General features: G+C 46.7%; 25 protein-coding genes. 22 read left to right on the top strand and 3 right to left on the bottom strand.

Features of this window, described 5'->3' with window-relative positions:
* Positions 1-4 precede the first annotated feature (4 nt).
* The 13 genes from ureB (at position 5) to P5G49_RS04065 (ending at position 11,101) form a co-directional block, all read left to right on the top strand.
* The gene (ureB, locus tag P5G49_RS04125) at positions 5-370 is read left to right on the top strand and encodes an urease subunit beta (protein ID WP_301242185.1); all 366 of its coding nucleotides are present in this window, start codon (positions 5-7) and stop codon (positions 368-370) included.
* On the top strand, positions 371-2,086 hold the full coding sequence (gene ureC, locus P5G49_RS04120; protein ID WP_301242184.1) for an urease subunit alpha: 1,716 nt from the start codon (positions 371-373) through the stop codon (positions 2,084-2,086).
* Between the two features lie 36 nt (positions 2,087-2,122).
* The gene (locus P5G49_RS04115; protein ID WP_301242183.1) at positions 2,123-2,569 is read left to right on the top strand and encodes an urease accessory protein UreE; all 447 of its coding nucleotides are present in this window, start codon (positions 2,123-2,125) and stop codon (positions 2,567-2,569) included.
* Complete coding sequence (locus tag P5G49_RS04110) at positions 2,511-3,251, top strand: urease accessory protein UreF (protein ID WP_301242182.1); 741 nt, start codon at positions 2,511-2,513, stop codon at positions 3,249-3,251. The genes P5G49_RS04115 and P5G49_RS04110 overlap by 59 nt, the downstream gene beginning before the upstream one ends.
* 38 nt (positions 3,252-3,289) lie before the next feature.
* Positions 3,290-3,919, top strand: a complete 630-nt coding sequence (gene ureG, locus P5G49_RS04105) for an urease accessory protein UreG (protein WP_301242181.1) — start codon at positions 3,290-3,292, stop codon at positions 3,917-3,919.
* A complete protein-coding gene (locus P5G49_RS04100; protein ID WP_301242180.1) occupies positions 3,906-4,718 on the top strand; it encodes an urease accessory protein UreD in 813 nt (270 codons plus the stop codon). The genes ureG and P5G49_RS04100 overlap by 14 nt, the downstream gene beginning before the upstream one ends.
* Before the next feature lie 15 nt (positions 4,719-4,733).
* On the top strand, positions 4,734-6,311 hold the full coding sequence (locus tag P5G49_RS04095) for an ABC transporter substrate-binding protein (protein ID WP_301242179.1): 1,578 nt from the start codon (positions 4,734-4,736) through the stop codon (positions 6,309-6,311).
* On the top strand, positions 6,301-7,272 hold the full coding sequence (locus tag P5G49_RS04090; RefSeq protein ID WP_301242178.1) for an ABC transporter permease: 972 nt from the start codon (positions 6,301-6,303) through the stop codon (positions 7,270-7,272). Before P5G49_RS04095 ends, P5G49_RS04090 begins: the two co-directional genes overlap by 11 nt.
* Positions 7,269-8,081: an ABC transporter permease gene (locus P5G49_RS04085; RefSeq protein ID WP_301242177.1), complete on the top strand. Its 813-nt coding sequence runs from the start codon at positions 7,269-7,271 to the stop codon at positions 8,079-8,081. Before P5G49_RS04090 ends, P5G49_RS04085 begins: the two co-directional genes overlap by 4 nt.
* On the top strand, positions 8,074-8,820 hold the full coding sequence (locus P5G49_RS04080; RefSeq protein WP_301242176.1) for an ATP-binding cassette domain-containing protein: 747 nt from the start codon (positions 8,074-8,076) through the stop codon (positions 8,818-8,820). Before P5G49_RS04085 ends, P5G49_RS04080 begins: the two co-directional genes overlap by 8 nt.
* 17 nt (positions 8,821-8,837) lie before the next feature.
* Entirely contained in the window at positions 8,838-9,536 is a 699-nt protein-coding gene (locus P5G49_RS04075; RefSeq protein ID WP_301242175.1) for an ABC transporter ATP-binding protein, read from the top strand.
* A 52-nt stretch (positions 9,537-9,588) separates the two neighbouring features.
* On the top strand, positions 9,589-10,065 hold the full coding sequence (locus P5G49_RS04070) for an acyl-CoA thioesterase (RefSeq protein ID WP_301242284.1): 477 nt from the start codon (positions 9,589-9,591) through the stop codon (positions 10,063-10,065).
* A gap of 85 nt (positions 10,066-10,150) precedes the next feature.
* Complete coding sequence (locus tag P5G49_RS04065) at positions 10,151-11,101, top strand: hypothetical protein (RefSeq protein WP_301242174.1); 951 nt, start codon at positions 10,151-10,153, stop codon at positions 11,099-11,101.
* Here P5G49_RS04065 and P5G49_RS04060 read toward each other — a convergent pair.
* Positions 11,098-11,466: a VOC family protein gene (locus P5G49_RS04060; RefSeq protein WP_301242173.1), complete on the bottom strand. Its 369-nt coding sequence runs from the start codon at positions 11,464-11,466 to the stop codon at positions 11,098-11,100. The genes P5G49_RS04065 and P5G49_RS04060 overlap by 4 nt on opposite strands.
* A 453-nt stretch (positions 11,467-11,919) precedes the next feature.
* On the opposite strand from P5G49_RS04060, the gene P5G49_RS04055 reads away from it, so the two are divergent.
* From P5G49_RS04055 to P5G49_RS04025, 7 genes are all read left to right on the top strand, one after another.
* Positions 11,920-12,708, top strand: a complete 789-nt coding sequence (locus P5G49_RS04055; protein ID WP_301242172.1) for a hypothetical protein — start codon at positions 11,920-11,922, stop codon at positions 12,706-12,708.
* Entirely contained in the window at positions 12,705-13,358 is a 654-nt protein-coding gene (locus tag P5G49_RS04050) for a hypothetical protein (RefSeq protein ID WP_301242171.1), read from the top strand. The genes P5G49_RS04055 and P5G49_RS04050 overlap by 4 nt, the downstream gene beginning before the upstream one ends.
* A gap of 2 nt (positions 13,359-13,360) precedes the next feature.
* Entirely contained in the window at positions 13,361-13,729 is a 369-nt protein-coding gene (locus P5G49_RS04045) for a GntR family transcriptional regulator (protein WP_301242170.1), read from the top strand.
* The gene (locus P5G49_RS04040) at positions 13,722-14,438 is read left to right on the top strand and encodes an ABC transporter ATP-binding protein (RefSeq protein ID WP_301242169.1); all 717 of its coding nucleotides are present in this window, start codon (positions 13,722-13,724) and stop codon (positions 14,436-14,438) included. The genes P5G49_RS04045 and P5G49_RS04040 overlap by 8 nt, the downstream gene beginning before the upstream one ends.
* A complete protein-coding gene (locus P5G49_RS04035) occupies positions 14,435-15,352 on the top strand; it encodes an ABC transporter ATP-binding protein (protein WP_301242168.1) in 918 nt (305 codons plus the stop codon). Before P5G49_RS04040 ends, P5G49_RS04035 begins: the two co-directional genes overlap by 4 nt.
* Positions 15,330-16,091, top strand: coding sequence for an ABC transporter permease (locus P5G49_RS04030; RefSeq protein WP_301242167.1), 762 nt, complete (start codon positions 15,330-15,332; stop codon positions 16,089-16,091). The genes P5G49_RS04035 and P5G49_RS04030 overlap by 23 nt, the downstream gene beginning before the upstream one ends.
* A 430-nt stretch (positions 16,092-16,521) precedes the next feature.
* Complete coding sequence (locus tag P5G49_RS04025) at positions 16,522-18,459, top strand: DUF2207 domain-containing protein (protein ID WP_301242166.1); 1,938 nt, start codon at positions 16,522-16,524, stop codon at positions 18,457-18,459.
* A 224-nt stretch (positions 18,460-18,683) separates the two neighbouring features.
* Here P5G49_RS04025 and mscL read toward each other — a convergent pair whose 3' ends face one another.
* Positions 18,684-19,064, bottom strand: coding sequence for a large conductance mechanosensitive channel protein MscL (mscL, locus tag P5G49_RS04020; protein WP_301242165.1), 381 nt, complete (start codon positions 19,062-19,064; stop codon positions 18,684-18,686).
* Positions 19,065-19,145: 81 nt separating this feature from the next.
* Between mscL and P5G49_RS04015 the strand changes: the two genes are divergently transcribed.
* Positions 19,146-19,367 (top strand): transcriptional regulator, encoded by a 222-nt coding sequence (locus P5G49_RS04015; RefSeq protein WP_301242164.1) that lies wholly within the window; start codon positions 19,146-19,148, stop codon positions 19,365-19,367.
* A gap of 29 nt (positions 19,368-19,396) precedes the next feature.
* On the opposite strand, the gene P5G49_RS04010 is transcribed toward P5G49_RS04015, so the two are convergent.
* Positions 19,397-19,723, bottom strand: coding sequence for an MGMT family protein (locus P5G49_RS04010; RefSeq protein WP_301242163.1), 327 nt, complete (start codon positions 19,721-19,723; stop codon positions 19,397-19,399).
* 78 nt (positions 19,724-19,801) lie between these two features.
* On the opposite strand from P5G49_RS04010, the gene P5G49_RS04005 reads away from it, so the two are divergent.
* On the top strand, positions 19,802-20,350 hold the full coding sequence (locus P5G49_RS04005) for a hypothetical protein (RefSeq protein ID WP_301242162.1): 549 nt from the start codon (positions 19,802-19,804) through the stop codon (positions 20,348-20,350).
* Positions 20,351-20,358: the final 8 nt, after the last annotated feature.

Genomic DNA, 20,358 nt, shown 5'->3' with positions numbered 1-20,358 from the left:
TCATATGAAACCAGGAGAGATCAAGGCGGCAGATGGATGGATTGAAATTAATGTCGGACGAGCTGTGAAGACGGTGAAGGTTGCAAATACAGGTGACCGTCCGATTCAGGTTGGGTCTCACTTCCATTTTATTGAGGTGAATAAATTCTTAGAATTTGATCGTGAGCAAGCGGTAGGAATGCATTTGAATATACCATCAGGGACGGCTGTCCGGTTTGAACCGGGTGAGGAGAAGGAAGTTGAGCTTGTCGAGTTTGGTGGAAGACGTCATGTTTTCGGTTTGAATAAATTGACGGAAGGTTCCACTCACAAACGAGACGAAATTGTCGAGAAGGCATCGGATGGCGGATTTAAAGGAGCTGACAGTTAAGTGAAGATGAATCACGAGCAATACGCAAGGATGTTCGGCCCGACTGTGGGCGACAAGGTTCGTTTGGCAGATACTGATTTATGGATTGAAATCGAAAAGGATTACACCACTTATGGAGATGAGGGCATTTTTGGAGGCGGGAAATCCCTTCGTGTGTCGATGGGGCAGAACGGCGAAAAGACTTCAGAAGACGGTGTATTGGATTCGGTCATAACGAATGCAATGATCATTGATCATACAGGAATCGTCAAAGCGGACATCGGTATCAAGAACGGAAGGATTGCCGGAATCGGAAAAGCGGGTAATCCGAATACAATGGACGGTGTCGACCAGGGCATGATCATCGGGGTTGGAACGGAAGTATACGGGGGCGAAGGGTTGATCGCGACAGCGGGTGCGATTGATACGCATATTCACCTTATCAGCCCACAGCAGGTGGATGTGGCGCTGAATGCGGGGACGACGACATTCATCGGCGGCGGGACAGGCCCGGCATCTGGTTCCACAGCGACGACGGTGACACCGGGTAAATGGCATTTACATCGGATGTTGCAGCAAATCGAAGACATTCCGTTGAATATAGGTATCTTCGGGAAAGGGAGCTCAGCTTTTCCGGATCCGCTTGCTGAGCAGATCCGGGCGGGTGCGATTGGCTTGAAGGTTCATGAAGACTGGGGTGCAACTCCTTCCGCATTGGACTTAAGCTTGTCAGTTGCGGATGAATACGATGTCCAGATTGCTTTGCACTCCGATACGTTGAATGAGGCTGGATTCGTTGAAGATACAATTAATGCGATAGACGGCCGGGTCATCCACGTTTTCCATACGGAAGGAGCAGGTGGGGGGCACGCGCCGGACCAGCTGAAGATGGCGGCATTGCCGAATGTGTTGCCGGCATCGACGAACCCGACGAAACCATTTACAGTCAATACGATCGATGAACATTTGGACATGCTTATGGTGTGCCACCATTTGAAACGTGATTCGGCGGAAGACGTTGCTTTTGCGGATTCGCGTATCCGTCCTGAGACGATTGCTGCTGAGGATATTATGCAGGATCTTGGAATCTTGAGCATCATGTCGTCGGACTCCCAAGCGATGGGCCGAGTCGGGGAAGTGGCAATCCGGACGTGGCAGACGGCGGATAAGATGAAAAAGCAGCGCGGTCCGCTTCCACAAGACGAAGGGAAGGACAATGATAATTATCGCGTTAAGCGTTATATCTCAAAATATACAATCAACCCAGCGATTGCCCAAGGGATATCGCATGAGGTCGGTTCAATCGAGGACGGGAAATTGGCGGATATCGTTTTATGGGATCCGGCATTTTTCGGGGTGAAAGCGCAAGTCGTCATAAAAGGCGGCATCGCCGTGTACGCGATGACAGGCGATCCGAATGCTTCCATTCCGACGCCGCAGCCGATGATGGGTCGCAGAATGTATGGCTACCATGGACAAGGGCCGCAAAACGCGGCAATGACATTCCTGCCGAAAATTGCGGTTGAAGAAGGACTTCCAGAGCAACTTGGACTTAAGAAGATGATCGGAACGGTGAAAAATTGCAGAAACGTTTCAAAAGCGGATATGAAACATAATAGCGAAATGCCTGTAATTGACGTTGACCCGGAGACATATGAAGTGAAAATCGATGGTGAGTTGGCGACATGCGAACCGGTCGATGTCCTTCCAATGGCGCAAAGATATTTCTTGTTTTAATTACTCAAACTGCCGATTTCTAAAGGAGATAACGAGATGTTAATTGAAAAAATCATAGGCAATATCGGTGATACAGAAGAGATTTCAGGGAAGCGCATCGAATGGGTGGAGCTGGAATGGGAAGAACTGAGCAAGCGTATTCTGCGTACCGAGACGAATGAAGGTACGGACATCGCCCTGCGTATCAATCAAGAGGAACCGTTGAAATACGGTGACCTCTTGTTTGAAGATGACGAGCGCTGCATCGTGATCCGGACGAAAATGGAACCGGTCATCGTCATCCGTCCGAACGATATGGTCGAAATGGGCAAGGCGGCTTTTGAACTTGGCAATCGCCATACGCCGGCTTTAATAGAGAAAGACGAGATTGTAGTCCGTGCAGACCATACGCTTGCACCATTATTGGATGAGGTGGGTGTGGCATATGAAACAACTGAAAGACGGTTCAAACAACCTTTCAAATACCGTGGCCATTCCCACTGATATCCAGTTCCTTCGACTGCTGCAAATCCATGATTCCGCTTTCCCGATCGGCACCTACACACAATCGTATGGAATGGAAACATATATCCAAGAGGATGACATCCGGAAGAAGGAGGAACTGATCGCTTTTTGCACGACGTTTCTCCATCAGAACCTCGTATACGGCGACGCGATTCTTATTCAAGAAGCGTTTGAGGCGGCCAAAAACCGGGACATCGATCGTCTTTTGCATTTGGAAGAGCTCTGCGGGGCGATCAAGCTTGCAAAGGAGTCAAGGGACGCCAGTGTCAATTTGGGCAGACAATTCATCAAGACCGTTGCACCTCTTGTTGAGGATGCTTTTTTCGATGAATGGAAAAGCCGAATTGGTGCAAATGAAATCAAAGGGCATTATGCGATTCTTTACGGCATTTATTGTTCAGTCAATGGAGTCGATGCCCATCATGCGGTACTATCGTATTTATTTTCATCGGTGAACGGGCTTGTCCAAAATGCGGTGCGTGCAGTGCCATTCGGACAAAATACAGGCGTTCAGGCAATGCATCAGCTTTCGGAAGAGGTCGTTGCTGCAGCAAGTATTGTAGCCGGCCTAAGTGAAGAAGACATCAGCAACAATGCATTAGGCATCGAGCTTGCATCAATGAAACATGAATACTTATTCTCGAGATTATTTATTTCGTGATTTTATATAAGTTAATTTTTAAAGGAGGCGGTTTCTATATGAAACCAGTACGTATTGGAATCGGGGGTCCCGTCGGATCGGGCAAGACATCGCTCGTCGACGCATTGACCCGCGCAATGCATGAAAACTATAACGTTGCAGTCATCACAAATGATATATACACACGCGAGGATGCTCAATTCCTCATGAATCACGGTGTATTGGATGAAAACAGAATCTTGGGAGTGGAAACTGGCGGATGCCCGCATACCGCTATCCGTGAAGATGCTTCCATGAACTTTGCGGCAATCGATGAACTAAAGGAACGCTTCAATGACCTTGATATCGTTTTCGTCGAGAGCGGTGGGGATAACTTATCTGCAACATTCAGCCCTGAGCTTGTAGATGGCTATATCTACGTAATCGACGTTGCGGAAGGACAGGATATTCCAAGAAAAGGCGGACCAGCGTTAACAAGATCCGATCTTTTATTGGTCAATAAAACTGACCTTGCACCGCATGTCGGCGTTGACCTTGAACAGTATGAGAGCGACGTGAAGAAGATGAGAGGCGGACGACCTTATGTCCTTGCGGATGTACGGACACGCAAAAACGTCGATAAAATCGTCGAATGGATTAAACGGAACATGCTGCTTGAAGGCGTGGAGACAACAAATGTTAGTAAGTAAAACACCTCGGATCAGACACCATGGGAAGTTAGAGATGGTGTTTGAGCCAAGAAGAGGTTATACCCGGATGCCGCATGTATTCCAGCAACCACCTTTGAAGGCGAGCCGTGAGCTGTACCAAGGCGATGATCCTACGGCTACGGTATATGTGATGGAGTCATCGGGCGGAATGGTGGCGGGCGATCGGAATGATATTACAATCGAACTGTTGCCGGGAAGCTCAGCGCGGATTATCCAGCAGTCGGCATTGAAGGTGTACAGGTCGCATACAGGTGATACTTGCGTGCAAACAATTGATGTCAAGCTTGCGGAAGAGGCGCGCCTTGAATGGATGCCCGAAGTGATTATTCCGTTTGCTGAAGCAAAGTTCCAAATGGAAACGACAATCCACCTTGCGAACAATGCCACGTTGCTATGGGGAGAAATCATTGCTCCGGGCAGAGAGATGCGAGGGGAAGTATTTGATTTCACTTCATTGAAGTCAAAAATGAAGATCTACGTTGAAGGAGAGCTGATTGCTTTCGACAGTCTTCATTTCATTCCGGAGAATATGAATTTCCAAGAACTCGGAATGCTTGAAGATGCATTGTATGTTGGCTCCATCTGGCTTGTATCGGACAAAGCGGATCGTCTTGACCTTCGGGAAATCCAAGAGGAGTTGAATGTTGGTGAGGGCTTGCGAGCTGGAGTGACAAGACTTGCAGGAAATGCCGTACATTGCCGTTTTTTAGGCGTGAATCAATGGAGGCTGATGCAGGAAATGAAGCGCGTCTTTTCCAAGCTGTCAGCACTCATTTAAGGTGTGGAGGAAACTATGAAAAAACAAATAGGCAAGATAGCCCTCTTCTCACTGATCATCCTCTTAGTTGTAGCGGGATGCGGAAAAGGCAAAGAGAAGTCTGTAGGCGTCAAGAAGGAAAATAGTCTTATCTATGCATCAGAAGCTGAGTTCGCCGGACTGAATCCGATTCTTGAGGAAACGAATTTGGATGCGCTCCTCTTCCGCGGCCTTTTCCGTTTTGATGAAAACAACGAACCGAAGGCCGATATTGCAGATTCGTACGTCTTATCAGATGACAAGTTGACCTATACATTCAAGCTTAAAGAGGATATCCGTTTTCATGACGGTGAGCCGCTTACTGCAGATGATGTCATCTTTACGATTGAAAGTGTATTGGATGATAAAAATGCATCGTTTTTGAAGTCCGATTTTACTGAAGTGGATTCAATGAAAAAACTGAATGATTACGAGTTTGAACTGAAGCTGAAACATCCGTTCACGCCAATTCTTGATAAGCTGACGCTACCGATTTTACCGAAGCATGCGTTTCAGGGCGTTGAGATGAGGACGGCTGAATTCAACAGCCATCCGATTGGAGCGGGTCCCTATCAGTTCGACCGATGGGACCGTGGCAATAGCTTGACGCTGAAGGCGTACGATAATTTTTATGGTACGAAGCCGTCCATCGAGAAAGTCATTTTCAAATTCATCCCAGACAGCAACGTCCGTGCCTTGCAGTTAGCTTCAGGAGAAGTCGATATCACTCTGCTTGACCCGGTGCAAGTGAGTGAGTTGGAAAAGCGGAATCCTATTAAAATCTACGATGTCGATACAGCGGATTATCGCGGCATCCTTTTCAATATGCAAAACAAGCTTTGGCAGGATGTACGTGTTCGTCAGGCCTTCAGTTTCGCCATCGACCGTGCGCAGATTGTGAAAGGCATTTTGAAAGGGCATGGAGAAGTTGCTTATTCTCCACTTCAAAAGCATGCTTTTCATAATGAGCAAATTGAAAAATATAGCTTTGACCAGGCTCGTGCCGAAGCCTTGTTGGATGAAGCAGGCTGGAAAAAGTCGAACGATGGCTTCCGTTATAAAAATGGTGAGAAACTGAGCTTTACGATTACAGCCCCTGCGTCTGATTCGGTCCGTGTCAATATGGCGAACTATGTCGCTGAAGGGTATAAGGCGATCGGTGCAGATGTGGATGTCGCTGCGCTGGATTGGAGTGCAATCACGATTGAAGAGACAGATGCCTTCATGATCGGTTGGGGCAGTCCGTATGATGCTGATCATCATACGTACAGTTTATTCCATTCATCCGAATCGAGTTTGACAAGCTCCGGTTATAACTTCGGAAACTATTCGAATGAAAAAGTGGATACCTTGTTAGAAAAAGGTCGTTTATCAATGGACGAGGCAGAGCGGAAGGCAAGCTATATGGCCTTCCAAAAAGAACTTGCTGACGATCCGGCGTTCGCGTTCATTGCGTATGTCAATGCAGTTTATGGCATTAACGGGAATATCGAAGGCGTGAAGGAGCGTACACTCGGCCATCACGGTTCCGGCTTCCTTTGGAATGTCGAGGAGTGGAAGTGGAATGACCGTTAAATGGATTGGGAAGCGCATGATGTTGGGGATTCTTGTCCTCCTCATCGTGAGCTTCCTCTCTTTTTTCATAATGAATGCCGGGCCGGGTAGTTCGGCAACGGCATATTACGGGGGCAATGCCCAAACATTGACCGCATCTGAAAAGGAGCGGATCAGCAAGGAGTTTGGGCTCGATCGTCCGCTGATCATGCAATATGGATCATGGCTGAAGGAGACGTTGAAAGGGAATCTCGGCATGTCAGCAAAAGAGGGCCGTCCTGTCACTTCAATCTTAGGGGAAAGGCTGCCGAATACACTTCTGTTATTTGGTGTATCAATGTTTTTCATCATCCTTGGGTCGGTTTGGCTTGGCATGGCTGCAGGCATGAAGCCAGGGTCACTGCTTGACAGAGGGCTATCGACATTCAGTATCGCGTCTTCTTCCATCCCTCCTTTTTGGCTTGGGATTTTATTCATTTATTTATTTTCCGTCATGTTAGGTATCCTTCCTTCTTCCGGGACGAGAAGCTTATCGGGTGAAGGCGGCTTTGTCGATAAATTAAGGCATCTGATCATGCCTGCTTCCGTCGTCGTATTGACGCATGTCGGCCTGTACGCTCGCTTCCTCCAAGAGAGCGTAAAGTCGGAAATCGGAAGTTATTATGTAATGGCTGCAAAGGCGAACGGTGTAGAGGAGCGAGAAATCAGACGGGGAGTGCTACGTAACGCTTTCATTCCCTATTTGAATTATCTTGGTATGACGGTTCCTTCGTTTTTCGGGGGCTCGGTTATTGTGGAAGCCCTATTTGCATGGTCTGGCCTCGGACAATTGCTTGTAAAATCCGTCATGGTGAAGGATTATCCTTTGCTCATGGGCGGCATCATGCTTACGGGGTTGATTGTCATCGTAACCTTATTAATAATTGATGTCCTCATGTACATGCTTGACCCGAAGCTTCGAAGAGGGGAGTTGGGCGGATGAAACCAAGGAAAATGCTTGTTTTCTGGTGCTCACTTTTAGGCTTGATTGTCGCTATGACTTTGCTTTCCGGTCCCTTAGCAACCCATCCGGTTAATGAAATGGATCTGGACGCTGTCTATTCTCCACCCGGGAACGGACATCTGTTAGGGACGGATCATCTTGGAAGGGATGTATTCTCTCGGTTATTGGAAGGTGGAAAAGTGACATTGGCAGTCGCCAGCTTGTCGGTCGCACTGTCATTTGTCATCGGAATCGTGTATGGAGGAATAAGTGGTTATGTCGGTGGATGGACCGATAGCGTCATGATGAGGATTCTTGAAGCGCTCATTTCCATCCCGTCACTTGTTTTGGTGTTAGGTTTCCAGGCGATCATGCAAGGCGGGATGTGGGGGATGACATTCATCATAGGCGTGACGGGATGGTTCACGACTGCACGAATTGTCCGCTCGGAATTCATCCGATTGAAGGATGCGGAGTACGTTAAAATGGCGAAAATGTTCGGAACCCCTTTATGGAAGATCATTACAGGACATTTACTGCGCAACAGCTTGCCGCCGTTGTTCGTCGTGACAATCTTCAATTTAGCGGGGGCTATATTTATCGAAGTATCGCTAAGCTTCCTTGGGATCGGCATACCGCCTGCAATTCCGTCGTGGGGGAATATGCTGTACAATGCCCAAAATGATTTGTTGATCGGCGCATGGTGGATCGGTGTTTTCCCTGGATTTCTCATTTTCTTGACGATCCTATCCATTAACTTCATCGGAGAAGCGTTGAAAGATCCCGGAAGGAGACGGTTCCATGCTTGAGGCGAAAGGATTATCAGTTGAAATAAAAGGTGTCCCTGTCGTTCATGGCAGCTCGTTTTTAATTCCGGAAGGGAAAGTGACGGCGCTGATCGGTGAAAGCGGAAGCGGGAAAAGTATGACAGTATCTGCGATGTTAGGGATGTTGCCTGCAAGTGCGCGTGCTTATGGCGAAGTGTTTTATAAGGACCTGGACTTGTTGAAAGCAACTTCCGAAAGAAAGGCGGCATTGCGGAAGGGTGAGTTTTTCACGATCTTTCAGGATGCATTGAACAGCTTTAATCCGAGTGTGAAGATGGAGCGGCAGTTGTATGCATTTTCCGCAGGCCGGGTTGGTGACAATGAGGGGAAATTTCGAGCGAAGATGCCGGAAATCCTTTCAAGGTTAAGCTTGTCCGCCGATATCATGGATCGGTATCCGTTTGAGTTATCAGGTGGAATGCTGCAGCGTTGCATGATTGCTTGTGCATTGTATATGGAGCCTGTGTTTTTGATAGCGGATGAACCGACGTCTGCGCTTGATAAGGTCGTCCAGAAGGAGTTCATCAAGTGGCTTCGCGTGTTGAATGAAGGCGGTACGACGGTACTCATCATCACGCATGATTTGGATATCGTCGCGGACGTGGCGGATGAAATGATCGTCATGCGGAAAGGCGAGGTAGTTGAGACGGGGTCTGTTGAGGATGTCTTGGCAAATCCGATGCATGAATATACAAAGAGGTTGCTTGATAGCCGTTTTTAGGAAAGGGGGTGCCGGAAGTGCTGAATGTAGAACATCTTTCAAAAAGCTATGGCCGAGGGAAACCGAAAAAGGCTATCCTTCAAGATATCAATCTGACAGTTGACGAGGGTGAGATTGTTGGGATTGTCGGTGAAAGTGGCAGCGGGAAAAGCACATTAGCCCGACTGATCATGCGTTTGGAATCCGCGGATGAAGGCACGGTTTCATTTGCGACAGCAGATGATTTCTATGCTTCCTGTCAAATCGTCTTCCAAAATGCAACCGCCGCTATGAATCCATCCTGGACTGTTCGCGAAATTTTGAAGGAACCACTCCGGAAGATGAAAGGTGATCGAGACGCCCATATCCGCGAAATGCTTGAAAAAGTAGGTTTGGAAGAGAAGCATTTGGCCCGGCGCCCTTCGGAATTAAGTGGCGGGGAGCGTCAACGGGTAAATCTCCTGCGCTCAATCCTTGTCGAACCGAAGCTGTTAGTTTGTGATGAGATCGTATCGAATTTGGATCGATTGATACAGAAGGAAATTGTTGAGTTGATTCAGCGGCTGAACCGGGAGATGGGCATGGCGATTTTGTTTATTTCTCATGATTTGAAAGTCGTTGAGCATTTATGTGACCGAGTTTATGTCATGCAGGGCGGAAGGATCATTGAGGAAAGCGTGAAGCGGGACGGCCATTTCTCGTTTGAGCACTCCTACTCCCTCATGTTATTCGAGTGAGTTTTTTGGAAATGGGTATAATAGAAGGAGTAGAGAAAGGAAGATGATGACGATGGAACAACGGCCGATGAGCCACTCACGTACAATCAATACGAGGCTTGTGCTACCGCCGGATACGAACCACATGCAGACGATTTTTGGTGGGAAAGTGTTAGCGTACATAGATGAAATTGCCGCCATTGCGGCGATGAAGCATTCCAACAAGGCTGCTGCCGTCACTGCATCCATCGATTCAGTTGACTTCCTATCATCGGCAAAGGTCGGCGATATACTTGAACTCGAAGCGGTTGTCAGTTCAACTGGCCGCACATCGATGGAAGTGTTCGTGACGGTTCATTCAAGGGATTTGGTAACCGGCACGACCAAGTTGACAACAGAATCGTTTCTGACGATGGTTGCCATGGATGAAAATAACAGGCCGACGCCGGTTCCGGGCATCTATCCGGAAACCGAAGCCGAAAAGCGGTTATTCGACACAGGTCCCGCTCGTCGAGACCATCGGAAGCTGCGTAGGGAAATTAAACATTGAAGGAAAGTCGCCTTTTTACAGGGGCGGCTTTTTTGATTGAAACCTCAAACGATATTTTCCGTATATAAGGAAAGGAGTGAGTGCGATGAGAGCGGATATTCATGAACGGCAAATGGAGTTGACGATGCTGCGGAATGAACGGAACCGGGTGAAGCGGAGGTTCGATGGTGCAGAAGCGCAATATAAGGAAGCTGTCCAGTTGCGGGATCGTTTGCATAGGCAACTAACGAAGGAGCAACAGGATGTCGTGAAACTTGGGAAATTCTCGTTTGCAAACAAACTCAAAGAGTGGACGGGCAAATGGGATGTGCAAATGGAAAAAGAAATGAATGAAGTCGTGGAGGCCGAACTGAAATACAATGAGGCAGAGAAGACAGTGACGGATTTGGAGGCGGAAGTTGGCCGGCTACGGGAACAGATGAATCGGGAGGATTTTCTTTATATCGATGAAGATTGGGCAGACTTCTTGAAGGAAAAAGAGGCGTGGATCCGGCAGAATGATTCGGTGGCGAACAGTACTTTGCAGAAAATCGCAGATGATCGAGTGCGCGTCCGGTCGCTGGTCAGGGAAATCGACGAGGCGTATGAAGCGGGTGACAAGGCGATGAGGACACTTGACGCAGCGCTCGATAAGTTGGGCAATGCCGAAGGGCTGTCGATGTGGGACACGTTTTTAGGTGGGGGTCTAATTGTTTCCGCAATGAAGTATTCGGAAATGAACAGCTCGGACGACCTCGTCCACCGCGCGCAACGAGCCCTTCGGCATTATGAGACGGAATTGATGGACGTCCAAAATTTTGCATCGGAATCTTTCAATGTAAATCAAAGAGACTTTTTCACATTCACGGATATTTTCTTCGATAATATCTTCTCCGACTGGGCGGTGCATTCGCGGATAACGGATGCAAAAAGTAAGCTGAATGTCGTGCTCCGCGATGTCCGCCGGGTGCAGGACCAGCTGCGACGAAAACGCGATGAAGCCATGGAAGAGTTGAATCGTTTGGATCAGCAGGAGAAGGATATTATTGTGTCTTAGTCAAATTCCAAAAACTCGATCCGATTGCCAAATGGATCATTTGTGAAGAAGCGGGCACGGCCAGCGATTGGTGGTTCATCGGTGATTGGGTAGCCGGACGCAATAAGACGGGATTTCAATTCTTCGAGCGCACGTACGGTGAATCCGGGATGCGCTTTTTTTGCTGGCGTGAAATCTGCTTGGATACCGATGTGGACTTCTTGTGCACCGCATTGGAACCAACATCCACCGCGACCTTGTAAGTTTTCTGGTTTCGGGATTTCTTTCATTCTGAGTAGCTCGCCGTAAAATTTGCGTGCCTGTTCTTCGGAATTCGGTGGCGCTGCAATTTGGATATGGTCGATGCCTGTGAGGAATTCTGGCATATGGATCTCTCCTTTATTGTTGTTATCTTAAGTGTATGGGAGTTTGTCAAGAGAAGCTATGACGGAAAATGAAACAATATGTATAAAGGGTGCTTATGGATAATTGACTTCGTGATAAGTCTCGCGGAGGAAGTCATCTTAGCACCCTTTTTTTGTCGCGCCAAATGCTTTTGAGCGACTAAGAGGTTTCTTTTTGAGTGGGTGAATAGTCCCGAATTGACCATATATCTTGGGAAATAATCGAAATAAGTTGGGAAATAACCGATAAATCGCTTCAATTGATCGATAAGTGCCGGGAAATGACCGATAAACTCCGGGAAATGATCGATAACTTCTCGCCGTGGAATCAAAAGGACTTTCGAATTAATCTTCAGAAAATAATTAAAATGCATTGCACCATTAAACATTGTAGTGTACTATGTAACTAATACACCGATACAGGAGGGGAAGATGGTGAAGCAGTGGAATGGTTTATTGCATAAGGAATGGGTGCAATGGAGGGTACAAATAATCGTTTTGGTCCTTCTGATGCTCATGGGATTGTTCATATTCCCGACATTCTTGAAGGTATTAACGGTGGGAGAGGGAGAGTTTCCCGTATTTGAGATGGCGATGATCATCAGCTTCGTGGCGGCGGGTGCCTGTGTTTTTGTGCCGGTCATCGCGTTCGCGACTACCTTCAACAAAGATATGAAAGTGCCGGATTTATGGCTTCATTCAACGGCGACGACGTCCAAACTTATTGGGGTGAAGCTGTTCATGGCGGCGGGAATGGGATTGGTATATTTACTCGTTCCGGTGGTGGTCGTTGCAACACGTTATCTATTTACACCGCATCCGGAAGTGATGTTCAGTGAATTACTGTTTGTAGGCGTCCTGTTAATAAGTGCTGTCTTTCTCATGTCTATCCAATTTATGGTTTATGGGTTTTTCTTTATCGTCATTGATCAACTGCTAAAACCGCTTCTTAAAGGGTTTTCGCTTGTCATCACATTGGTCTTATTTATCATTTCAGCACGAGTTTATGGCGAGGTCACAAGTTCTTCATTTTATGAACGGTTTATAAAGGTAGGACGCTTTGATTTGGTAGCAATAAAAAATACTAATATTGAAATCTCATATGATAACTTTATGTTCCAAAATACGGTCTTGTACGTAGGTGAGATTGCCTTCGCTATTTTCTTTACAGTCGGCATACTTTACTTGGCTATCACCTTATTTGAAAAGAGGGTGAGGTTATGATCAGCTGGAATGGTTTATTTCGTAAAGAATGGACGTTGATGAGGTATACATTCTTTGCGTTTATCTTGCTTTTCACCGTGATTGCGGTCTCAAGTTTCGCACCCCTCGCGGTTGGGGGAATATTCGACGTTATAGAAATTACGAATTCGTTCTCGTTTTTTCAAATGTATTTTGGAGCGTTGCTATTCGTCCATAGTCTTCATACGGATATGAAGCGGCCAGATGTATGGCTGCATTCCCCAGCTTCAATAACACGGCTTTTAGGCTCCAAGATGCTAATGGCTCTACTATTAGTAGGACTATCTAACCTGATTTGGAGTGTCATAGGGGTTGTCGCCTATTTTATCGGTGGATTTGAAGGGGTTATCCCTAAATGGCCGAACTTGCTAAAAGTATTCCTTACTACCACTTTCGCGATTTCAGCAAGTTTGCCGATTTGGGTGATCTATAGGCTTTTGTCATTGAAGATTGGCTGGTTGGCGATGATTGTTTTGTTTATATTTTTCTTCTTTGGGTCAATGGTATGGGGAATTATAGAGGTAATATGGGGAGGATTTGGACCTAACATAGGTTCACTCGTATACATCCTCATTTCAATCGTATTATTTGCAAGTGGTGCAGTTTTGCTTGAGAAGAAAGTGAGGTATTAACGATGAGCATTGATTTTTTACCGGATAAGCCGATTTACCAGCAGCTCATCGACCGGATTTTGGGGGATATTATGCGCGGCACACTCGCAGCGGGCGAAAAGTTGCCGTCCGTCCGTGAATATGCAGTGGAAGTTGGCGTGAATGCGAATACGATGCAGCGCGTTTACAAGGAGTTGGAGCAGATGGAGATCACTGAGACAAGAAGGGGGCAGGGATCGTTCGTGACGGAGGACCAGGAGAAAATTACAGCGCTTCGCAATGAAATGAAGGAACAGCTTATCACGACATTCCTTCAAAACGTGGCGGCTTTCGGATTTACGACGGATGAAATTGTGAAGTGTCTGCAGGAACGGGGTGCTGATAATGATTAATTTGGAACATATCGTGAAGAAGTACGGAAGTAAAAGAGCTTTGCAGGACGTTACCTTATCTATTCCAAGAGGGAAAGTGATCGGGCTTGTCGGTGAAAACGGGAGCGGAAAGTCGACATTATTGAAGATGATGGCGGGTTTATTGACACCCAATAGTGGAAGCGCGGAGTTTGACGGAAAGCCGATTACGCGAAGGATTGCTTCAAGGATCGCATATATGTCCGATACGGATGATTTCTATACGTATTTCACAGTTCAACAGCTTATTGACTTCTATGAATCACAATTCGAGGATTTTGATGTTCTGAAGGCGAAGGAGATTGTTCAATTTCTGAATGTGCCGCTTGATTCGAAGATAAAGAGCTTGTCCAAAGGGAATCGGGGGCGTGTGAAAATCGCCGTGACGCTTGCGCGTGAAGCGGATGTCTATCTGTTGGATGAACCGTTTTCCGGGCTCGACCCGATGGTGCGGGATGATATTTCGAAAGGGCTCATCCGTTTTACAGACACGGAGCGTCAGACAGTTATCATGTCGACGCATGAAATCCGGGAGGTCGAACCGCTTTTGGATGAAATTATCGTCATGCGAGGCGGTGTTATCATTGCACATGAAGCGGTTGACGTGATAAGAGATTTCTATGGGGTGGATGCAACAAGCTGGATGGTATCGTTGTTCAGAGATGGGAAACAGGAGGGGAATGTAAAATGAAACCTGTAGTGGAATTAAAGAATTTATCTAAAACAATCGGCGGTAAGAAAATCATTAATGATCTGAATTTGTCACTGTATCCGGGAACGATTACTGGTTTTCTTGGTCCGAATGGAGCGGGGAAAACGACGACAATCCGGATGATGGTCGGTCTGATGAAGCAAACGGGCGGCGACGTCGTCATTGTAGGGGTATCTTTGCGGGATAATTTCGAGGAAGGCCTTTCGAAGGTCGGCGTTATCGTTGAAAATCCGGAAATGTATAAGTTCATGTCGGGTTACAAGAACTTGGTCCATTTCGCACGCATGCATAAAGGCGTGACGAAGGAGCGGATTGATGAGGTTGTCCGCCAAGTAGGGATGCAAAACCGTATTCATGAAAAAGTTGGGACGTATTCGCTTGGGATGCGTCAGCGACTTGGATTAGCGCAGGCTTTATTGCACCGTCCGAGGTTCTTGATATTGGATGAACCGACAAACGGACTTGACCCGGCGGGCATCCGGGAGTTCCGTACGTATTTGCGTGGGATTGCGGAGGCTGAAGGGGTTGCCGTTTTCGTTTCCAGCCATATGTTGTCTGAAATCGAATTGATGTGCGATCGGATTGCTGTCATTCAGAATGGGAAGCTGATCGATATCCGTGAAATGTCGGAGACGAAGGAATCGTTCTATTATATCGAAGCTACTCCTGTTGAGAGGGCGAAGCAGCTGCTTGTAAATGAAGGATTCAGTGTGGATGATTTCAAAAGCGGCTTGTTAGCGAATGTGGAGCAACAGCAGATTCCGGGAATCATGCGATCGTTCGTTGCTGAAGGCTTGGAAGTTTTCGCGTTGCAACCACATAAGAAAACGTTGGAAGATGAGTTCCTTGAGATGACTGGAGGTGGCCAAATTGCTGAAACTTATGCAAAATGAGTGGATGAAATTGTGGAATAAAAAAGGTACGTGGGTCATGGTTGCGATCATGATTGTGATGACTGCAGGCATGATGAGTTTGATGAAATATATTAGTACCCAGAATATGGGGGGCAATTTCACAAGGGAATCGATGATTGGGGATCCGTCTTCACTTGGCGGAACCGTCCTATTGCTGACAGTCATCGTTGCGGCGGGCATTGTCGCGTCGGAGTTTTCACAAGGGACCATTAAAATGCTTCTGACGCGACCGGTGAAACGGTGGAAAATCCTTACGTCGAAGTTTATTACAGTAAATCTATTCGGCATGTTTCTTATGGTAATTGGATACGTTGTCTACATCCTATTGGCGATTGTTTTGTTTAAATCGGGGACGGATCAGGGTTTATCCGACGTTTGGGGAAAAAGCTTATATATGGTATTGCTGTCATTCGGCAGTGTGTTTGTTACATCAACATTCGCATTTGCTGTCGGAAGTGTTTTCCGTTCAAGCTCGCTCGCAATCGGATTATCCCTATTCATCTATTTCACAGGCACGACGATTTCCGCGTTGCTTGCGAAATATGAAATTGCCAAATACTTGCTGTTCACACATATGGATTTGACTCAGTTTGAAACCGGGATGATGTTGGTAGAGGACATGACAATGCCGTTTTCACTTGCAGTATTGGGAGTTTACGTCGTTGTGTTCTTGGTGATCAGCTATACAAGCTTTGTTAAGCGTGATGTGACTGCATAATAAAAAGCACTCCGTAGCTGGAGTGCTTTCTTTGCGATCACTTATGATTATTGAAAGTACGAACAAGACCAAACGTCGTTCCAAGGATGATGAATGCGAACAATGTATACATGATGTACAGGAACCACATGAAGACTTCACTCCTTCTATAGCTAATCCTATAGTCCATTGTAGCATTAGTGTGACAGGTAGGCAACGGGCGACATAAGGTTGTTGAAGTTGTTCGAGCAAAACCCCGCCCCATAAAAGCGGTTTAGTTTGTCAAAGGCATTTTTCGCGAAATGTGAAGTAATAGGAACAAAGATATGCCGCGTATATGCTATCCGCCTTAGCTGCTGTTCATTGAACCATGCCATACTTCCCGTTTCGAGCAGTGCTTGAAACTCCTTCCAACACCTGCACGTATATCAATTCAAAAGGGGGGATGACGGTGAGGAAACTTATACTGATCATGCTGATGTCGTTTTTGATTTTCCCTATTACCGCGCATGCAAAGTCATTCACTGTGGATCGGGTGCAGATTAAGGGTTGGGTGCAGCTGGACGGGGAGATGTTGGTCAATGAGGTGTTCACGTATACATTTGACGGTTCATTTTCGAGATTGACGCGTTCATTCCCAGAGGAGCATATTAGTCAGATTCGTGGATTTGAGGCGTATTTGATTAACGACCGAAGCCCGATTGTTGGTGAAATTGATGGCTCCACCTTATCTCAAGCACAAGTGTCAGCGAAAGGGAGCACTTACTCGACATCCATCAAGGCAGAGAATGAGACCGTGTCCGTACTGTACGTCTATAGAATGCAATACGCGGTGAAATCGTATGATACATATAGTGATTTGGCAGTTACCTTTTTCGAGGACGGCTTTAACCATGAGGACGACCTCAATAATATAAGCATTGACTATGTTTTGCCCGGAGATGTGGGTGACGACAATATCCACGGGTTTATGCACGATCGTGAAGGTCTGGTGAGTAAGGTTTATCGCAATGGAATTTCCTTTCATACGCCAGTATCGGTCGCGTACACAGAGACGGGGACCCGTGTGTTTTTCCCTTCGTCGATTATGACGGGGCAAAGCAAGTATGCCGCTCCGCTCCCTTTGACGGAAGCGATCCAGCAGGAAAAAGATTTGATAGCTAAAAAGGAGGCAAGGTGGTCCAACATTCCAACCGTAACAACAGCCGCGGATGGTTTACGCGTTCTATTCATTGTGTCGATCATCCTTGTTCTCCTTCTTAGACAGCGGATTATTCCACTGTTCGGCAGTACGGATCTTGTATTGCGAACCGATCCAACCTATTTGTCACTTATCGATCAAAACGGCAAGTTCAACCGGAAAAGCTTCCTGTCAGGCCTTTTCTCGCTTGTTGAAAAGGGTGTCGTCAAAGCGGAACTGGCCGATTCAGCATCGAGGTTCCATGGCGAGGATGGTGCACCCGAAAAGACCCTCGTTTTTCAACTTCAGTCAGGCCAACACATGAAGAATTTATTGCCGCATGAACAGTATTTGATCACTTGGTTATTCAGGGGTCGGGCTGGCCACCGGAAATTCCATTTGCATGATATCGCAGGTCCTTCTATTGAAGTGAATAAAAATGATCGCGTGCAATCACGAAAGCAGCATAAATTCGTGGTGAATCATGAGGCGTGGCATGATAACGTCCTTAAACTCATGATAGAGGCGGGTGCGCTATCGACGATGCTCACTAAAATTTTGAAAACAGCTATCATCTTGCTACTCACGATTTTGATGATGTTCGGGTTCTACGCGGACGGGGCAGGTGGCTGGGGAATTGCATTTCCAGTAATTGTCGCCGGTCTCGGATATTATTTTTACGTTGTAAATCCAGGTAAAAAATGGCCTGCTGTCTTATTGTTTATCGGCCTGTTTTTCGTAGGCGCCCAAACGATGGATGCGACTATCACAGATGCAGTTCTTCAATTGGTTATTGTCGGCATTATTCTGTTCCTTGTCATACCAAAGGCGCTTCCAAGATCCTTCACTGCGCTTTATACAAAAATGAGCATTGCAAAATTCCAGATGAAACTAAGATGGAGTGCAGAGCCCCCTCACCATCTTCATCCGGAAGACATCGACCGCTGGATGGCACGAGCATATTTGCTGAATCCATCAAAGAAAAGACTTCCGAAGTTCAAAGGAAGTTTACCGGACGCTTACCCATTGGCACCGCTATTCGCCTTGCAAGTGGATCCGCTTTATTTCGCTTATTCGACCTGGGGACCAACTTCGATGGCCGTTAACAAAGGCGGCTCTTCCGGCGGTGGTTCCGATTACGGCGGAGGATACAGTGGTGGTGGCGGTGGAGGCGGAGATGGCGGTGGCGGAGGGGCTGGCGCGGATTGATGGGAGGATTTTGAGTAAGTCAAAGGTCCCGAAACGACGATAACTCTTCGGAAGTGACCGATAACTTTGTGAAAGTGACCGATAACTTGTCTGAAGTGACCGATAAGTTCCCGAAAGTGACCGATAACTCCCCGCAAATGACCGATAACTTTTAAAAACCGCAGTTTATTGAAATAAAACTAATAAAACCGCTTCAGTCCCATTTGACTGAAGCGGTTTTATTTTCATTTCTTCTCCGCTTTCAATAAATCGCGGATTTCCTTCAATAACTCCTCTTTTGCGTCGATGGCAGGTGTTTCTCCCTTCACTGGTTCTTCCCTCCGTTTGAATTTCATCATGAGTCGCACGAAAAGGAAGATGGAGAAGGCGATTATGAGGAAATCGATGATCGTTTGCAGGAATAGGCCGTATTTGATTTCTGTTTCCCCAAGAATGAGGTGGAGCTTTGACACATCTACTTTCCCTGTCAGCGCTACGATGAGGGGGGTGATGATGTTCTCAACGAGTGATGACACGATTTTCCCGAATGCACTACCGATGACGACGGCGATCGCCAGGTCGAGGACATTCCCTTTAAATGCAAATTCCTTGAAGTCTTTCCACAATTTTATTACCACCTTTTAATGTCTAAAATTAATTCTTTCGCATATAATGAGAACAAATGTTTCGAACGGAGGATGAGTGTGATGAGACAAGAGTTGATCAAAATATGCGAACGCCGTGAATTGGCTGAAATGATCTATATGAGTGCCGACGGCTCGCTTACGAAGCGGCGCATCCGGATTCTATCAGTCGGTGAAGGCTCATTCAAAGCCTATTGCTTCTTACGACGTGAAAAACGGACCTTTAAAATTGAAAGTGTCTTGTCGATTCGACGCGTCATCAGCCGTGAATCGTGGGCGATTTAGGAATGCAAGGTAATCCTTCACCATTTTCATCACATGAATTCCTCTTCAGGAAACCACCGATAGACAGTTAGATCCACTTTCCCATTTCCCATGAACCCCACACCTTCAGCCTCAAGCAAATCACGCTGTAAGCTACCCTTTTCTTCCCGGTCAGAAGGGGTTGAGATGCCGCCTTGTGCGTTAATGATCCGATGCCATGGTAAATCATATTTTGCGCTCATCGAATGAAGGATTCTTGCGATTTGCCTTGCTCCGCGCGGATTCCCCGCGGCGCTTGCCACTTGTCCGTATGTCATTACGTGACCCGCAGGAATTTCTTGAATGATCTTCACGGCGCGTTCTGTAAATACTTGCATATCATCCCTCCTATGAAACTATCCGACTTATCCAATCGTACAGTATGTGAAGGGAAATTTAAATTGGGAGGGATAATCTTGGTGAAAAATTTATTCATTAAACAAAGTCTAATAGGCTATGCGATTAAAATAGCCGGTGTCGTCGTAATGGTTTGGGGTGTCATCCAAGGGATTTTCACATTGACGATGATGGCGCAAATGGGTGGCCACATTACGAATGAGTGGGGCGAAATGCACATGTCCAGTGGACTTTCGGGTGCTGCATTGTTCGCGTTTATCGGCATAGTTGCATCGCATTTCCTTTACGGGCTGCTAATTATCGGGTTCGGGGAAGTGATTGACTTACTGCAGAAGATATACTTCAGATTACATCCGGAGGCCGAGCAAGCATGGGTGAAGGAGCAGGAGGAAAAAGAGGTTGTCCCGCCAAGCGATATCCCTTATTGGGTACAAAAGGAAATAGAGGCATATTACACAAAACAGGAATTGGCTGTTCAATCAATCGAAAAAACCAGTGATCCATACATTTTTAAAGTGAACGTCAAGGACCGCACTGACTTCATCGAAGTAGGCGATTTTGCCCCGCGCATTCTATCGGATGATGAAGCAAAGAAATTTATAGAATGAAACACGCC

The organism is Sporosarcina highlanderae, assembly GCF_030433715.1.
Classification (GTDB): domain Bacteria; phylum Bacillota; class Bacilli; order Bacillales_A; family Planococcaceae; genus Sporosarcina; species Sporosarcina highlanderae.
This window is presented reverse-complemented; position numbering and strand designations above follow the sequence as displayed.

What these genes read in the sequence shown, in the direction of transcription:
- ureG (WP_301242181.1), top strand. Translation starts at nt 3,290, where the DNA reads ATGAAACCAGTACGTATTGGAATCGGGGGTCCCGTCGGATCGGGCAAG.
- P5G49_RS04070 (WP_301242284.1), top strand. Translation starts at nt 9,589, where the DNA reads ATGGAACAACGGCCGATGAGCCACTCACGTACAATCAATACGAGGCTT.
- P5G49_RS04115 (WP_301242183.1), top strand. Translation starts at nt 2,123, where the DNA reads ATGTTAATTGAAAAAATCATAGGCAATATCGGTGATACAGAAGAGATT.
- P5G49_RS04060 (WP_301242173.1), bottom strand. Translation starts at nt 11,466, where the DNA reads ATGCCAGAATTCCTCACAGGCATCGACCATATCCAAATTGCAGCGCCA.
- P5G49_RS04080 (WP_301242176.1), top strand. Translation starts at nt 8,074, where the DNA reads ATGCTTGAGGCGAAAGGATTATCAGTTGAAATAAAAGGTGTCCCTGTC.
- P5G49_RS04095 (WP_301242179.1), top strand. Translation starts at nt 4,734, where the DNA reads ATGAAAAAACAAATAGGCAAGATAGCCCTCTTCTCACTGATCATCCTC.
- P5G49_RS04010 (WP_301242163.1), bottom strand. Translation starts at nt 19,723, where the DNA reads ATGCAAGTATTTACAGAACGCGCCGTGAAGATCATTCAAGAAATTCCT.
- P5G49_RS04065 (WP_301242174.1), top strand. Translation starts at nt 10,151, where the DNA reads ATGAGAGCGGATATTCATGAACGGCAAATGGAGTTGACGATGCTGCGG.
- P5G49_RS04050 (WP_301242171.1), top strand. Translation starts at nt 12,705, where the DNA reads ATGATCAGCTGGAATGGTTTATTTCGTAAAGAATGGACGTTGATGAGG.
- P5G49_RS04100 (WP_301242180.1), top strand. Translation starts at nt 3,906, where the DNA reads ATGTTAGTAAGTAAAACACCTCGGATCAGACACCATGGGAAGTTAGAG.
- P5G49_RS04110 (WP_301242182.1), top strand. Translation starts at nt 2,511, where the DNA reads ATGAAACAACTGAAAGACGGTTCAAACAACCTTTCAAATACCGTGGCC.
- P5G49_RS04085 (WP_301242177.1), top strand. Translation starts at nt 7,269, where the DNA reads ATGAAACCAAGGAAAATGCTTGTTTTCTGGTGCTCACTTTTAGGCTTG.
- P5G49_RS04040 (WP_301242169.1), top strand. Translation starts at nt 13,722, where the DNA reads ATGATTAATTTGGAACATATCGTGAAGAAGTACGGAAGTAAAAGAGCT.
- P5G49_RS04090 (WP_301242178.1), top strand. Translation starts at nt 6,301, where the DNA reads ATGACCGTTAAATGGATTGGGAAGCGCATGATGTTGGGGATTCTTGTC.
- P5G49_RS04045 (WP_301242170.1), top strand. Translation starts at nt 13,361, where the DNA reads ATGAGCATTGATTTTTTACCGGATAAGCCGATTTACCAGCAGCTCATC.
- P5G49_RS04035 (WP_301242168.1), top strand. Translation starts at nt 14,435, where the DNA reads ATGAAACCTGTAGTGGAATTAAAGAATTTATCTAAAACAATCGGCGGT.
- P5G49_RS04015 (WP_301242164.1), top strand. Translation starts at nt 19,146, where the DNA reads ATGAGACAAGAGTTGATCAAAATATGCGAACGCCGTGAATTGGCTGAA.
- ureB (WP_301242185.1), top strand. Translation starts at nt 5, where the DNA reads ATGAAACCAGGAGAGATCAAGGCGGCAGATGGATGGATTGAAATTAAT.